We start from the raw sequence: 14,805 nt of genomic DNA on the forward strand, positions 1-14,805 counted from the left end.
GAACAGGCGACTGATCTGCCTGGTTTCTTCACTGCTCTTGCGGGAACTGGGCTCAGTTTCGTCACCGGCGTTCACCTCGTGGTTGGGCGCCGCCCGGCGTGTCCATCGCCGGTGCCCGCAGCCACGCCGTCACCTTCCTCGATCAGGCCACGCCGACGGTCACGTGCCAGCGAGCGCCTAATGTGAGGGGCGTGACCCAGGTGGTGGTCGGCGAGCCGGTCGCCAACGCCCGCAAGTCCGCTCCCGGCCCTGTCCTGCTGGAACTGCCCATTACCGCCCACGCCGTGGATGTTGTCGCGTGGGGCAGCGGCCGCACCGTGCCCGCTGCCCGGGCCGCCGATCCCGGCAGGATCGGCCAGTACGGCCTGAAAATCGTCAAGGCCGTCACTGAGGACCTGTTCACCGAACAGGAGCCGGTCGGTAAGCGCAGCACGGCCCGCATCGCCCGACGGTCCCAGCGGGCACGCCATCAGTCGCCGCCCCCCAATGGCAGCCAGCACGCTCCCCTTCCGGCCTCACCGCCCTGCCGCGACGGCACCACGGCCTCAAGGCGCGGGCGGCCCTGCCATCCCTCGGGGATGCGCGGTTCACGGGCGCAACCGCGACATCTGCTCACGCGTGCGCCGACCCTTTCCGATTGGCCCTGCGCCTCTGAGGGCTCCTTGGGTGCCGCTCTCCATCGCCGATCAAGACCACGCTCTCCGCCCACACAAGAATATCTATCTTGGCCAGAGTAGACATTGGTCAGTGGTGTGGTTATGGTTTCTCTCGTAACTCAGAGAGACCGCAGGGCCCGGCAGACACGAACTGCCGGGAAGAAGTACCGCAGTTGCAGTGCGCAGGACGGTGCGGTGGTGGAGTTCCGAAGCCAGGGTTGTTGCAGGACGGCGACGGGACTGACGACCGGACCGGGCGGCCCGCAGTGATCAGGGGCCGCCGTGAGCAGTACCCAGCAGTGAAGTCAGTGAGCAGTACCTCGGTGAAGGCGTCGGCTGCGGACGCGCGCACCGGGAGGTTCGGCAGTGGGGTTCCAAGCCAGAGCAGACGCAGGACGGGCGACGGGGCTGGCTGCCGAAGAGTGGCGCTGTAACAGGCCACTGAGTAGTGCGCATCACCAGCAGTACGCAGTGGAGCAGTACCAGAAGCGAGGGAAGAACGGAGGAAGTGGACGCCATCAGGATCGCCCGGGCGGCTTTTCGAGTCCGGGTACCGCAGGACATCGATAGTGAGGTGGTCTCCGGTCAAGCAACCGCGATCCCAGCATCCCCGGCAGCATTCCGGTCGGGTGTGCGGAGACAGAAGGCCGGCGCAGTAGTAGGCCCGGCAGATGGTGTAGCAGTTCCTTCGGGCCCTGGCGCCGTACGGCGCCAGGGCCCTCCACGCGTTCCACAGAGAGGTCAGATGACAGCAGACGATTCCTTCGGGCGTCTCGACGACGACCATTACCCCGCCTACACCATGGGCCGCGCCGCCGAGATGCTCGGCACCACAGAGGGTTTCCTCCGCGCCATCGGCGACGCCCGCCTCATCACGCCGCTGCGCTCCGCCGGCGGACACCGCCGCTACTCCCGCTACCAGCTGCGCATCGCCGCCCGCGCCCGCGAACTCGTCGACCGCGGCACCCCCATCGAGGCCGCCTGCCGCATCATCATCCTCGAAGACCAGCTTGAAGAAGCCCAGCGCATCAACGCCGAATACCGCCGCACCGCCTCCCTGCACACGGCCGGCGTCTGACCCGCACTCCACAGCGACGCGCCGGACCGCACCTCCGCCGATTCAGAATATGAGCGCATGATCGCCGAAGACCCTCAGCCGCCGGCACGCGGACGGGAGCCCCAGGCACCCGACGCCCTACGCACCCCGGCGGCAGATGCGCCTGCCGGCGCAACCGGCCGGCTGGTGGCCGCCGGCCTGGAAGACGGGGTGCAGCGCGCGGCGGCTGCGCTGAAGCCGCGGATGCGCGGCTGGCTGCACGCCGGCGTGTTCCCCCTCGCACTGGTCGGCGGGATCGTGCTGACCGCCGTTTCGCGCTCGGCTGCGGCGGTGGCGGCGTGTTCGGTGTACGCGGTGTCGGCATGCCTGCTGTTCGGTACCAGCGCGATCTACCACCGCGGAACGTGGGGCCTGCGCGGCGAGGCGGTCCTGCGGCGGCTGGACCACGCGAACATCTTCCTGATCATCGCCGGCACCTACACCCCGCTGGCGGTACTGCTGCTGCCCACGGGACAGCAGCGGGTGCTGTTGGCCGTGGTTTGGGCGGGCGCGCTGGCCGGCATCGCCTTCCGCATCCTGTGGATCGGGGCTCCCCGCTGGCTGTACACGCCGTGCTACATCGCGCTCGGCTGGGTGGCCGTCTTCTACCTGACCGACTTCGCGCGCACCGGCGGCGCCGCGGTTGTCGCACTCGTCATCGTCGGCGGTCTGCTCTACACCGCGGGTGCCGTCGTCTACGCACTCAAGCGCCCCGACCCCTCACCGGCCTGGTTCGGCTTCCACGAGGTCTTCCACGCCCTGACCATCGCCGCCTTCACCGCGCACTACACAGCCATCCTACTCGCAGCCACATGACGGTGTTGTCAGCGGGCAGAAGTCGGGTCCGGTGATGCAAGTGACCTGTCCGGTACCCGGCTCGGCACAGGTCTTCCGCGCCTTTCGGGGCGAAGTCCTTAGCATCATCGAGTAACGAAGGGGTCGCTGTGACTGGGAGAGGGCCGGACGGCGAGCGGGCCGCTCGTGCTCCCGGAGGCGGGAGTCGGCGGAGCCGGGCGATGACTTTGGCGGGGACGCTGGAGGCGGCGGAGGCCGCGGCGCCCGTGGAATCGCTCGACGTGGTCGCAAGCATGCTCGTAGACCATCTCGGGGCCGCGTCGGTGTCGTTCCTGATCACCGACTTCACTGGCAGCTCGGTCGTACGGCTGGGGGCGGCGGGCAGCGTCGATACCGGTGAGCCCGCCCGGCGGATCATGCTGCGGGGCACCCTGTACGACGATGTGATCCGCACCCAGCGGCCGAGCGTGGAGGACAAGGGCGAGGGCGCGCTGGTGCGGATCGTCGCCCCGGTGACCAACCGCGGGGATGCCGTCGGGCTCCTCGAACTGTTCCTGCCGGAGACGCCGGACGCGGAGGCCATGCGGGAGATCGGCGAGACCGCGCACGCGTTGGCGTACATCGTCATCGCGAACCGGTCCTTCACTGACGTGTACCAGTGGGGCCGCCGCACAAAGCCGCTGAGCCTTGCCGCGGAGATCCAGCACCGGTTGCTCCCGGCTTCGCTGGCGTGCGAGGCGGCGCAGTTCGCGGTGGCCGGGGCGCTGGAGCCGGCCGACCACGTCGGGGGTGACACCTTCGACTATGTGATCGACCGGGACACGGTCCAGCTTTCCGTCACCGATGCCATGGGGCATGATGTCGAGGCCGCGCTGCTGGCCACGCTTGCGGTGGGCGCCCTGCGCCGGGCACGTCGGGCCGGTGGCGACCTCGCCGAGCAGGCCCGCCAGGCCGACCAGGCCATGCGCGAGCACGGCCACCAGGGCTATGTCACCGGCCAGCTCCTGCGCATCAGCCTGATCGACGGCAAGACCGAGTTCATCAATGCCGGGCACCCCTGGCCGCTGCGGATGCGGGACGGCCAGGTGCGGGAGATCACTCCGAAGATCGACATGCCGTTCGGTTTCTCTGCCCCTCACACCTACCGGGTCCAGTCGTTGGACCTGCGGCCGGGCGACCGGCTGGTGATGCTGACCGACGGCATGCTGGAGGGCAACGCCAACAGCGTCGATCTGTCCGACCTGATCGTGCGCACCCGCGATCTGCACCCCCGCGAGGCCGCCCGCACCCTCATCGCCGCGATCGTCGACGCCAATGACGGCCACCTGCAGGACGACGCGACCGTCATGTGCCTGGACTGGCACGGCACCAACCACTCCCAGCGGGACGCCGCCACCGGCGCCGACCTCACCGACGCCTCACACGCAGTGGGCGATGCCGGCCTTATGCATGGTGGTGCTCAACGCCCTGCACGGTGAACAGCAGCGTCCTAAGGGGCAACTGCCCGGCAGAGCCCGTTTCGCGTGCCGTGCGGCTCGCGCCCCGCCGCAAGGGTTGCCCCGCGCATGGCGGGCTTGACGCTGTGGTTGCTGCATGCCACGTACTGACCCACGGCCCCGGGAGCCCTGCGACCTCCGAGACCGCCGGTCACCGGCCGGTCAACCGGAGAAGGGCCGGCCCGGCCTGTACGGGGAAACAGGGCCGGGACCGTGCACGCGTCGCCAGTGTTGCCGGTCCGGCGAGCACAGCCCCGCAGTGACACGGATCCGTCAGCGGACGATGCTCAGTGAAGGATTTGCTGCGAGTGATGGGTGGCAGGTTGTATGCCGCGGTGGACGACAGGGGCGTAGCCAGGGCGTGTGTGGCCCCGGGGGAAGGGCGGAGTAGGGCGTCCGGGGCGGGGCACTCGGGCGGTGGTTTGTTGTGCTGGCTGCGGTCTCCCGGGGAGACGACGGGGAGGGCGTTGTGGGCGGTCCGTCGGTCGAGGTGAGCGCCTCCGGCTGGTGCTTGGTGGCGTGGGTCAGCGGCGAGATGGACTACGTGAGCGGCCCGTCGTTCGGCGCGGAGTTCCTGGACCTGATGGCGCGGGCTGAGCGCTTGATCGTGCTGGAGTTGTCCGGCGTTTCGTTCTGCGACTCAGCCGGGCTGAACGTCCTGCTTCAGGCATGGCGGCTGGCGGATTCGCGCGGGGCTGTCGTGGTGCTGGCGAATGTGTCCGGTCCGGTGCGGCGCGTGCTGCAGATGACCGGGGTGGATCAGGTATTGCGGGTCTATGACACCGCTGGCGATGCAGAAGGCGATTTCGGATGCTGAGTCTGCTCAGAGCCGTGGGGTCGGTGATATGAGCAGGCGGTGTGCCGGCGCGGCGATCCGTGTGCGGCGGCTGTGGCTTTGTATCTGACGTCCGAGGGGCGATCAGTGACGGAAGCTGTCCTTCGCGCCCTCTTTGGTTGCCCGGGCCTTGCCCCGTGCCTCCAGTGCGGCACCCTTGGCGGCGGTGGTGTCCTTGCCCACCGCGTGGGCCAGCTTCCTGACAACCTTCCCGACAACCTGCTCGGTCGTGGCCTTGGCCTTCTCTCCGGTGCTCATGTCGGTCCCTTCATCCACGCATCTACGATGCGTCTGCCCCTGACGCCGGGGCGGAAACGGGCGCCCGTTTCCGAAGAGCCTCTGCGTACCTTCGGCGACGAACGGAGCAGGTGCACGAGCTCAGTGGCCCCCCGCAGGCTCGTGTCCGGCTGTAGGGCCGGCGTACTGCTCCGGGCGCACGAGTGGGGCTGTGGCTGGAGCCTCACGCGGAACCGGAGCGGACCCTGGGGCGGCTCAGCCGGGAAACGCTCGCACGCGTACGGGACTCGGCCGGCTTGGACCGTCTCCCGGCGAGCGTTCGCCTCGAGGATGTCCGTTCACGGCGCCCATCACGTCGACCAGGACCCCTGTCGCCGCACACCAGGACGGGATCTCGCCGAACCCGTGGGGAGGAAGTCCGCATCCTGGCCGGGTGTGGCAGCCCTCGGGTATGCCACCGTCCGCTGTAGAGAATGGGCATGATTCTCAAGCATCCGTCCGACCGCGGGGGCTCGCGGAGTCAGCCGTTTGAGCGGCTGGCCGAGAATGCCTCACGGTTCACCAGTTCAGCACCGTTCTTCGGGATCTGCCTGATCCTGGTTGCCGTGGCTGTCACGTTGCACGTGATCGGTCTGCCGATTACGTGGCTTCTGTTCATGGGCGAGGCAATGTCGGCGGTGACCCTGCTCTTGGTGGCGCTGCTGAAGAACTCCGAACTGCGACCGGTGACGGTCGGCGTCGAGCCCGTGGCGGCGGCACCAGCTGCATGCTGCAGCGTCGGCACCGGTTGCCGAGCCCTCGATCACCACGAGCCGATCACCGTGGCGGGCCAAGAGCCGGTCCAGGACCGCTCCGACCGCCGATGGCCACGGCCAGCGGCGGCTGCCACAGATCAGCACCCGGCCCTCGGCCGGCTCCAGCACGCCAGTCACCCTGCCCTTCTCTGTCAGCGTTGCATGCGGCACCGACACCAGGCCGCCCCTCGCCATCGTTGGTACCGGGGCAGCTACGCAGCCGCCGAGCCGCTGATGGGGATTCTTGAAAACGGCTCTGGCCGCAGTTCCGTGATTCCCCAGGTCAGCGAGGGGAACGAGGGATCGTTTCGGCAGAGTGTTTCCTGGCATGGCAAGCAAGACGGTCGAGGCTGTGCTGTTTCCCGGGATCGATGTTCGAGTGGAGCGCGTCAGCGACTCCACCGACGTGCTGGTGGTGGAGGCGGTGTCCACCGCTCGCCCGGGCCGGTGCCCGGACTGCCGGAAACAAGCGAGGCGTAGACACAGCTCGTACCAACGGGTCCTGGATGAAAGGCCGTTGGGCTCTCGACGGGTCATAGTCCGGTTGCGGGTCCGCCGGTACTTCTGTGACCGGAAGAGTTGTTCCCGCCAGACGTTCGTCGAGCAGGTGCCGGGCCTGTCCGAGCGGCACCGCCGCTCCAGCACCGGGCTGACAGGCTGGCTGCGGTCGATCGCGATCGAGCTCGGCGGCCGTCCGGCCGCCCGGCTGTGCCGCCGCCTGCGGCTGATCGCGGGCCGGACCCGGCTGCTCAGGCTGTTGACGGCGCCGACGGTGCCGGACCGTGCGCCGCGAGTTCTGGGGGTGGACGAGTTCGCCTTCCGCAAGGGCTGCACCTACGGCACCGTGCTGGTCGACGCCGAGGCCGGCCGGGTCGTGGACGTGCTGCCCGACCGCACCTCCGAAACGTTCGCGGCCTGGCTCAACGAGCATCCTGGAGCCGAGATCATCTGCCGGGACCGGGCCAGCGCCTACACAAAGGCGGTCAAGGAAGCCGCCCCTCATGCCCTGGAAGTCGCTGATCGCTGGCACCTGTTGCAGAACCTGTCCGCCGCGGTGGAGAAGACCTGCCACCAGCACCGCGACTGCCTGCGCAAACGTGCCGAGGAGGAGACGGTGACCGAGGTGCCGGAGGCGCCCCCGATGCTGTTACCGCCTGGGGAACTGCCCCGCACCCAGATCATCGAACGCACCCGTCACCGCTACGAGGACATCCACCGCCTGCTGGCGAAACGCTGGACGATCAGCGCCATCGCCCGCCGTCTGAACCTCGATCGCAAGACCGTGCGCCGCTTCCGCGACACCGACCTCGACGAGCTGCTGGCCTCCGCCCGCGAGCGCCGCCCCAACGGCGTCCTGGAGCCGTTCAAGGCATACCTCAACGCCCGCTTCACCGAGGCCCAAGGCCAGGTCAGCGGCACGCGCCTGTTCCTGGAGATCCAGGCTCGCGGCTACCGCGGCAGCCGCCAGGTCGTCCGCAAACACCTCGCCGCCCTCCGCGCGGGCACCACCGAACCGGTCCGGGCCGACATTCCGAGCCCTCGCAAGATCACCTCGTGGATCATGCGGCCCCGGGAGACGCTCACCGAAAGCCAGGGCGAGCGACTCCTTCAAGTCCGGCTCGCATGCCCGGACATCACCCGGGCCTGCGATCTGGCCCGGGCCTTCGCCGGTCTGGTCCGCCACCAGCGCGGATACCTGCTGCTGGAGTGGATCCGCCAGGCCGAGCAGGACGCACCGAAGCCCATGAAGGGCTTCGCCGGCTTCCTCCGCCAGGACCTCGACGCCGTTACCGCCGGCCTCACCCTCCCCTGGAGTTCCGGCGTCGTCGAAGGACGCGTGAACCGGGTGAAAACGCTCAAGCCAGCCATGTATGGCCGAGCCTCGTTCGAACTCCTGCGGACCCGCATCCTCACCCAGCCATGAGACTCCGAGAGCTGGGCATACAGTCATGACCCATGAAGTCGCCACAACCCACGGATCCGCAAGCCGAAGCCGCACAAGGCCGTATCGCTCTATGGCTTGAGCCGGAGGACTTGCGCTGGCTGGCGCAGCACTGCTGTTGCGCCGACGACGCAACCGACGAAGACAAGGACCGCTGCGGACGGCTCCGCTTCCGGGCTAGGAGGCGATGCGCTCGCGCGTCTTGTACCGCAGCAGTTGCCTGGCCGGTCCCGCGCCGTCCGAGACCGCGGTCGCGTCGGCGGTGAGCATGGCCACCAGCCGTTCGGTGCGCCCTGACGTGGCCGCGGCGAAGAACTCCTCGACGACCCGGCGTGCGGACGCGGGGTCCACCTCGCCGTCGCGGTGCTCGGCGGCGACCGGTGTCGGGCCCGGTGGATATGCTGCTGGCTCGCGGACTCGGTGATGTCGAGGATCCCTGCGATCTCGGCGTGGGGGTACGAGAAAGCCTCGCGCAGGACGTAAGCGGCACGCTCGACCGGCGAGAGGCGCTCCATCAGGGTCAGTACGGCCAAGGACACCGATTCGCGCTGCTTGAAGTATCGGTAGGGCCGAGCATCGGGTCGCCGCCGAGCAGTGGCTCGGGCAGCCAGTCTCCGACAGCGCGCTCATGGCGCTCCCGGCCGGATACGGCTGGTGCGCCGAGCATCCGTCACCACTCCAAGGATGGCGGCGAAGTTTCCCCGGCCGGGGCGAGGGTGATCACTTCCGATCCCGAGGCGATCACCAGTTCACTTGTCGGGGCGACCGCCACCGAGGGAACGGCCTTGGGCTGCGGCAGCACGTACCGAGGGCCGCCCGAGTCCGGGTCGTCCAGGTCCCACAGCTGCACCGTGCCCGCCCAACCGCCGGTCACGACCACGGGTCGGCCGTCCCGCACGACGCAGGCCACCGTCCAGATCCGGCTGCCGACGTGGAACGTCCGCAGCAAGGCACCGTCGTGGGTCAGCTCCCGCACGTGGATCTCCCCGCTGTCCCCGCCGGTGACGAGGACGGGCCGGCCGTTCCATATGGCGCACGCCACCGACCGGACGATGCCCGCACGGTCGAAGAGCAGGCCCGTCGGTTTGGCGTTCCCCAGGTCCCACAGGTGGATCTCGCCGTTGTCGCAGCCGACCACGGCAACCGGCTGGTCATCCAGGACCGTGCACGCCACCGCTCGCACCCCGCTGCCGTGGCCGTCGAGAGCGCAAAGTTCCGAGCGGGAGGGGAGGTCCCAGACGCGCACCAGGGATTCCTCGGCCCCGGTGATCGCGATGCGGCGTCCGCCCAGCACCGTGCACGCCACCGCCCGTACCTCGCGCTTGTGCTTGCCGATCAGACGGGCCTTGAAGGTGCCCAGATGCCACAGCCACACGCGGCCCTCGCCGTCGCCGACGACGGCCTGAGGCGGGCCGAGACGGTCCTGTGTGCAGGTCGCCGCTTTCGCCCTGGCCGGGAGGACCGGGAAGGCGGCGAGGCAACTGCCGGTGTCCAGGCGCCACACACGTGCCTTCCCGTCCGCGCCGGCCGAGACCGCCACGGAACGGCCGTCGAGCGTGGTGCACGCCACAGACCGTACGTCACCGCTGTGACGGGGTTGGGGGCTCGCGTCCTCGGCCCCCGTGTCCCACACCCGGACCTCACGGTCACGTCCGCCTGTGACGGTGACGAGACGGCCGTCCAGCGTCAGGCAGGCCAGGGCCGAAACACCCCTGGTGTGCCGGGCCAACTGACGCAGCGTCCGGCCGCCCGGAAGCTCCCGCACCCGCACCTCGCCGGTATCGTCACCGCAGACGACCACCGGCGTGTCCCCGAGCAGACCGAAGCCCACCGCCGTCACCGCGCCCGGGCTGTCGACCGTGCTCAACGACGTGCCGGTGCTCAGATCCCACACCCGTACCAGTCGGGGGTGCCGTGCGGGCCGGGCGCCCGGATGATGGAACCTGTTCCGCCTGCCGCGGTCGCCGGTGATCGCGATCGGACGGCCGTCCCACACCGCGCAGGCCACCGCCGACACCAGGCCGCCCCTGTGCCCTTCGAGCGTCCGCAGCAGTCTGCCGGTGCGCAGATCCCACAGCCGTACCAGGGCGGCGCCGTCACCGGTGACGACCACCTCGCGCCCGTCCACGACGGTGCAGGCCAACGCCCGGACACCGCGCGTGTGGCCGCGCAGCACGCGCACAACCGTGCCGTCCCGCAGGTCCCAGACCCGTACGTCGCCGTCGCTGTGGCCGGTGACGGCCACCGGGCGGCCGTCCAGCAGCAGGCACGCCATGGACAGCGCCTCGAGCGGGAAGGTGCGCAGCAGGGAACCGCCGGCCAGGTCCCAGACCCGTACGCGTTTGCTGCCGTCCCCGGCGACGACGAGGGTCCGTTCCGGGAGCATCAGGCAGGCCAGCACGCGGATGCCGCCCATGTGGCCGGTGAGCGTGCGTGTTTGCGTACCTGTCCGCAGGTCCCACACTCGAACGTACGGGTCGTCTCCGCCGCTGACGGCCACGGGACGGCCCTCGAGCTCCAGGCATGTCAGTGCCCGCACCCCACCGAAGTGACCGGCGAGTGTCGATTCCAGCGCCAGACTTGCCTGGCTTGCGGTGGCCCAACGGGGCGCCCAGGGAAGGGCGGAGGCCAGGGACGCCCGCAGGTCCTCGACCTGATGGCGGGCGGCGTCGACGGCGAGGAGACAGCGGCGCTCCGCCGGTGCCAGGTCGCGATGACGGCCCACGGAGGCCCGGTACACGGCCCGGATGAGACGGCCGCGCTGGGTCGTGACGTGGTGCAGCGCGCTCAGCAGCGTTTCCGGATCCGCGTGCACGAGGTACTCCGCGTTTTCGATCAGCTCTTCCAGACGGCCGGAGGCCGCCGCGTGGGTGGCCAGGTGACGCCGGGTGTAGGGATGGGCGCGGAGCCAGTCGCGTGTGCCGTCGGCGGCGTACGGAATCCGGTCGAGCAGGACGGTGACGAACGCGTCGTGCACCGCGGCCGGGCCGCTGTCCGCGGGGTGCTCACCCACCTCACGGAGGTGTTCGGCTAGGGCCTGGTGGTACAGGCGGTACGCCGAACGGCCCGCGTCGTCGACCTCCACGATGTACGAGCCGACGGTCCGGATCAGCCAGTGCAGGTCGTCATTGGAGTACGGCCGGCCGGAAAGGGCTCCGGCAAGCGGAGCCCAGACGTCCTCCCACGGCAGCCCCTGTCCTTGAGCCCAGGCCAGTGGGCGCAGCAGGTCACAGGCCCGGTCGGCGTCCCGGCCGAGGCGGGCACGCAGGTCTTGGCGCATGGCGTCGCCGGGCAACCGGGGTAGGCCCGAACGCCAGGCGGTGTCCGCCGGGTCGGGGACGGCGTCGGCGCCGGCGAGCGTGGTGGCGGTGATCCTGGCGACGAGGAACGAAGGAGCCGCGGCCTGGGCCACGGCCTCGGCGACGGCACGGGTGCGCTCCGGAGCGATGGCTCGGAAGGGACTGTGCTCGGTGGTCTGCAGCAGGCCCCGCACGACGTAGTGGGTGAGGGCAGGCAGGTCCGCGTACGATTCCGCGTCCAGGTCGATGACGGCGCGCCGGTCGATGCCCAGACCGTCCAGGAGATGAGGACGCACACCGAGCAGCAGGCGCAGTCGACCGCCGGCGTGATCGATGAAGGGCCGCAGCAGGTGGTGCACGAGCGAGTCCGGGGTCATGGCCTCGTCGACCGCGTCGATGATCACGGTGAGCGGCCGATCCCGGCCCTCCAGCGCGGTCAGGAACTCGCCCGGGGTGGTGACCTGGTGGCGAGCGGCGGCGGCCATGCCGCTGAGAACCTGCTCGTCGGTGAGCTGGTGGGCGTAGATGGTGACGTCCACCGCACCGACCGGGGGGACTGCGGCCGGCGGCAGATCGAGGGCGTGCAGCGGGACGGTGGGGCGGTGCCAAGGGTGGGTGAGCGCGGTAACCAGGCCCAGAACGGCGCTCTTGCCGGAGCCGGGACCGCCGGTGACGGCCAGGGCGGTCGGCACGGCCTGAGCGGCTGTCGCATCGGGACGGAGCCAGCCGGTGAGGTCCGTCAGTGCCCGATGGCGGCCGGAGAAGTACCAGGCGCCGGACCGGCCGTCGACGTCGTGAGCGCCCATGGCCTTCGGCAGCAGACGGCTGGTGAACTCCGTCTCCCGCTGATCGGCCTGCGCGCGCCACTTCACCGCCTGACCGATCGCCAGGTCGACGCCCGCCAGGTCCGGGTTGTGGCGCGGGTTGGGCAGGAACGAGGGCACCTTGCCGGTCAGACCGACCTGGTTGAGGGTGATCTTCTGGAAGCCGGGGCGGTCGGGGTGGGCGTTCATCGCGGCGACCACGGCGTCCAGCGCGAGCGCGGGAGGAGCGTGCCCGGCGGTAGCGAGCTCGCCGACGGCCTCGGCCAGCAGGTGGGGGAACGCCCCCACCTGGGCCTCCTCGTCCGGCTGGGCGGAGCTCATGATGACCAACGCACAGTCCGTGCCGGACTGCCACTTCCGGGCGACTTGTGACAGAGCCGCGCTGGCCAGTTCGTTTCCGCCCTGTCCCGCGTAACAGGTGTCCAGCAGCAGAAGCAGCCGCCGGATCCCGGTGCCCCGCAGAACACTGCGCACCAGGTCGGCGGTGAGCAGGGCGTCGTCGCGGTCCTCGGGGTCAGCGTCGGACGTCAGCAGGACGTGGTCACGGTCTTCCTCCAGCACGTGACCATGGCCGGCGAGGTAGAGGGCGACCAGGTCGTCGGGGCGGCGCTCCGGGGCGCGGGCGAAAGCGCGCAGACGCTGCGTTAGCTGCGCCTTGACCGGGTCCAGGCCGAGGTCGTTGACGTGCTCGTAGCCGAACTCGCGGGTGAACAGGCGGATGACCTGGTCGCGGGCCTCGACAAGGCCGGGCGTGTCCCACCATGGCGCCTTGGGGTAACGGGTAACGGCACTGGCGATCAGGAAACGACGTCCCGCTGCGCCGTTCGGGGCGGGGGAGAGGCCAGGGTCAGCGGACATCGAGTCCCCGGGCGACGGCGCCGCCGGTCTTCTCACTCGCCAGATAACGCAGGGCGTCGTGGGCGTGCGAGCCGTTGTGCACGTCCCGGCATACCAGCTGCTCGCCGAATGCCGGACGCAGATCCTTCACCAGCGCCACGACGTCTCCCGCGTCGGCGATGTTCGTCCAGTTCAGGCCCGTACCGCCGGGCCACGCCCCCGGCTCGGGCAGCAACCGATCGAAAATCAGGTTCCGGATGCCGAGCGGGGACCCAAGGGTGACCAGCGTCCGCACCCCGTGCCCGGAGGAAGCGCACAGCGCCTCGTAGGCCACCACCGAGCCCAGCGAGTGCGCCACCACCACCCGTGTGTCCGGTCCAACGGCCGTCCGCACCCGCTTCACGGCTTCCGCCCGCACGGATCGATCGGTGAAGTAGCGGCTGACCTGTCTGAGATCGCTGACCAGTGAACGCATCGTCAGCCCGGAGAAGAACCGCGACCGCGACAGGGCCCGCAGCCCGGCCTGGACCGTCCCCGGAACCCGTGCCAGAGTGTCGGCGCCCGGCGGCACAACCCCCTGGTCCACCCGCGCCGCTTCCTCCCACCAGGCGCGCAGCAACTCCTCCTCCAGGCCGGGACGCACGTCACCGACTGCCGGCATCGGATCCCCGGCCGCCAGCGTCTGTCCGGCCCGCCGGAACACGTCACCGTAGAACGCCACCTGGACATCGACGTCCTCCTCGCCCTGCGGCAAGCGGGCGCCGGACGACGCCAGCCCCTCCCGCAGGGCCGGCAGCCACGCCTTGCGAAGCGACTCCGCACTGGCCAGTTGCTGGCCGATGCCGTGCACCCCCACGACCCGAGCCATCACACCCCCACATCGCTCTGAGTAACGATCAGGTGACCTTACGGCAACTCGGTGCCCGGTGTGCGGTAGTTGTGGAAATGGCGGAGCACGCTTTGACCTGCCGGTGGTGGGAGCCGCGGATGGGTAACCTTTCTGCCCCGCGTGGAAGGAGCGCCAAGGGCGAGGAACGCCTCATCGCTCTGCTCAAGAGCGTGGCGGTGTGGGAGCTGCCGGAGAGTGGGTGGGGCCGGGTGGACGAGGCGCTCGGGCTGCTCGACCTGGCGCTTGACGGTCGGACGGAGTTGCTGGCCCGCGCCGAGGGGATGCTGATGATGGCCGGGCCACGCCGGGCGGAGAAGGGACTTGCCGACGTGCTGGATACGCGGCGGCCGCAGCCGGTTCCCGCGCCTACCCGCGAGCTGGCGAACCGGCTGCTGCGGCAGCTGGGGCCCGTCGGCCGATGGCGAGACGAGCGGACAAGCCGGCGGCGGAACCGGCAGCAGAGCGGGTGGGGAACCGCATGACGACGGCGCTGCATTTATTTCACCGTCAAGCAGGAAGTCAACACCAAGACGACCGATACGCACTTCAACGAGGACTTCTTCCTGCGGGTGCAGGCCGTCACCGGAGCCCTCATCGCCGGCTTCACCATTGAGATCGACGGCGAATGCGTCGCATCGTCGGCGTGCGAACAGGGCCTCGGACCGTGGACGGGACCGGCTCCAGTGACACTGCTCTCCATAAAGGAGGGGACCTGGCAGCTCTCGGGAAGAAGACACCCGGCAGCGACACCCTGATGCTGGGGTACAAGCTCACCACTAAGACTGTGTCCTATGTGGCGAGTTGGGCGTTGACCGGGCATGGGGAGCAACGACTGGGGGTGGATCACCCCGGACAGTCTGTGGAATCTCGTCCGCCCACTGTTACCGCCGTCGCGGGTGCGTCCGCAGGGCTGCGGGACGCAGGACCCCCCTGATGAGGTGGTGTTCGCGGCCATCGTCTGCGTCCTGGAAAGCGGCTGCGCCTGGCTGGCTCTGCCCGCGCCACGCCGACCCGACGCGGCAAACGCATCGGCGTCCACATCGCCCGTAAAGGTCCCGTAAAGGCATCGAGTCCAGCGAACGCCTGGGCCGCGATCACCCTCATG

11 protein-coding genes and 1 pseudogene are annotated in these 14,805 nt (G+C 69.9%); 7 read left to right on the plus strand and 5 right to left on the minus strand.

The window, feature by feature from the left end; translation table 11 throughout:
- Positions 1-1,401: 1,401 nt before the first annotated feature.
- From HNR57_RS38645 to HNR57_RS38660, 4 genes are all read left to right on the plus strand, one after another.
- Positions 1,402-1,734, plus strand: a complete 333-nt coding sequence (locus HNR57_RS38645) for a MerR family transcriptional regulator (protein WP_184568019.1) — start codon at positions 1,402-1,404, stop codon at positions 1,732-1,734.
- A gap of 57 nt (positions 1,735-1,791) precedes the next feature.
- Entirely contained in the window at positions 1,792-2,568 is a 777-nt protein-coding gene (trhA, locus tag HNR57_RS38650; RefSeq protein ID WP_184568021.1) for a PAQR family membrane homeostasis protein TrhA, read from the plus strand.
- A 200-nt stretch (positions 2,569-2,768) separates the two neighbouring features.
- A complete protein-coding gene (locus HNR57_RS38655; RefSeq protein ID WP_184568023.1) occupies positions 2,769-4,025 on the plus strand; it encodes a PP2C family protein-serine/threonine phosphatase in 1,257 nt (418 codons plus the stop codon).
- Positions 4,026-4,512: 487 nt separating this feature from the next.
- Complete coding sequence (locus HNR57_RS38660) at positions 4,513-4,860, plus strand: STAS domain-containing protein (protein WP_184568025.1); 348 nt, start codon at positions 4,513-4,515, stop codon at positions 4,858-4,860.
- Positions 4,861-4,962: 102 nt separating this feature from the next.
- Here HNR57_RS38660 and HNR57_RS38665 read toward each other — a convergent pair whose 3' ends face one another.
- Positions 4,963-5,136 carry a hypothetical protein gene (locus HNR57_RS38665; RefSeq protein WP_184568027.1) on the minus strand — a complete coding sequence of 58 codons (174 nt, stop codon included), beginning with the start codon at positions 5,134-5,136 and terminating at the stop codon, positions 4,963-4,965.
- Between the two features lie 545 nt (positions 5,137-5,681).
- On the minus strand, positions 5,682-6,038 hold the full coding sequence (locus HNR57_RS38670; protein ID WP_184568029.1) for an SLOG family protein: 357 nt from the start codon (positions 6,036-6,038) through the stop codon (positions 5,682-5,684).
- A 199-nt stretch (positions 6,039-6,237) separates the two neighbouring features.
- On the opposite strand from HNR57_RS38670, the gene HNR57_RS38675 reads away from it, so the two are divergent.
- Positions 6,238-7,833, plus strand: a complete 1,596-nt coding sequence (locus HNR57_RS38675) for an ISL3 family transposase (protein WP_184568031.1) — start codon at positions 6,238-6,240, stop codon at positions 7,831-7,833.
- Positions 7,834-8,031: 198 nt separating this feature from the next.
- Here the strand turns inward: HNR57_RS38675 and HNR57_RS38680 are convergent.
- The 3 genes and pseudogenes from HNR57_RS38680 to HNR57_RS38690 all read right to left on the minus strand — a co-directional run.
- Positions 8,032-8,497 (minus strand): annotated as a pseudogene (locus tag HNR57_RS38680) (sigma factor-like helix-turn-helix DNA-binding protein); the annotation flags it as partial.
- Between the two features lie 24 nt (positions 8,498-8,521).
- Positions 8,522-12,832, minus strand: coding sequence for a caspase family protein (locus HNR57_RS38685; RefSeq protein WP_184568033.1), 4,311 nt, complete (start codon positions 12,830-12,832; stop codon positions 8,522-8,524).
- Complete coding sequence (locus tag HNR57_RS38690) at positions 12,822-13,679, minus strand: lipase family protein (protein ID WP_184568035.1); 858 nt, start codon at positions 13,677-13,679, stop codon at positions 12,822-12,824. Before HNR57_RS38690 ends, HNR57_RS38685 begins: the two co-directional genes overlap by 11 nt.
- 119 nt (positions 13,680-13,798) lie before the next feature.
- On the opposite strand from HNR57_RS38690, the gene HNR57_RS38695 reads away from it, so the two are divergent.
- Both HNR57_RS38695 and HNR57_RS38700 read left to right on the plus strand, forming a co-directional pair.
- Positions 13,799-14,182 carry a CATRA system-associated protein gene (locus HNR57_RS38695; RefSeq protein WP_184568037.1) on the plus strand — a complete coding sequence of 128 codons (384 nt, stop codon included), beginning with the start codon at positions 13,799-13,801 and terminating at the stop codon, positions 14,180-14,182.
- Positions 14,183-14,518: 336 nt separating this feature from the next.
- On the plus strand, positions 14,519-14,761 hold the full coding sequence (locus tag HNR57_RS38700; RefSeq protein ID WP_184568039.1) for a transposase: 243 nt from the start codon (positions 14,519-14,521) through the stop codon (positions 14,759-14,761).
- Positions 14,762-14,805: the final 44 nt, after the last annotated feature.

Source organism: Streptomyces paradoxus (genome assembly GCF_014202475.1).
GTDB lineage: Bacteria > Actinomycetota > Actinomycetes > Streptomycetales > Streptomycetaceae > Streptomyces > Streptomyces paradoxus.

Coding starts and splice junctions, on each gene's coding strand:
- HNR57_RS38645 (WP_184568019.1), top strand. CDS start 1,402: ATGACAGCAGACGATTCCTTCGGGCGTCTCGACGACGACCATTACCCC.
- trhA (WP_184568021.1), top strand. CDS start 1,792: ATGATCGCCGAAGACCCTCAGCCGCCGGCACGCGGACGGGAGCCCCAG.
- HNR57_RS38655 (WP_184568023.1), top strand. CDS start 2,769: ATGACTTTGGCGGGGACGCTGGAGGCGGCGGAGGCCGCGGCGCCCGTG.
- HNR57_RS38665 (WP_184568027.1), bottom strand. CDS start 5,136: ATGAGCACCGGAGAGAAGGCCAAGGCCACGACCGAGCAGGTTGTCGGG.
- HNR57_RS38675 (WP_184568031.1), top strand. CDS start 6,238: ATGGCAAGCAAGACGGTCGAGGCTGTGCTGTTTCCCGGGATCGATGTT.
- HNR57_RS38685 (WP_184568033.1), bottom strand. CDS start 12,832: ATGTCCGCTGACCCTGGCCTCTCCCCCGCCCCGAACGGCGCAGCGGGA.
- HNR57_RS38690 (WP_184568035.1), bottom strand. CDS start 13,679: ATGGCTCGGGTCGTGGGGGTGCACGGCATCGGCCAGCAACTGGCCAGT.
- HNR57_RS38695 (WP_184568037.1), top strand. CDS start 13,799: ATGGGTAACCTTTCTGCCCCGCGTGGAAGGAGCGCCAAGGGCGAGGAA.
- HNR57_RS38700 (WP_184568039.1), top strand. CDS start 14,519: ATGGGGAGCAACGACTGGGGGTGGATCACCCCGGACAGTCTGTGGAAT.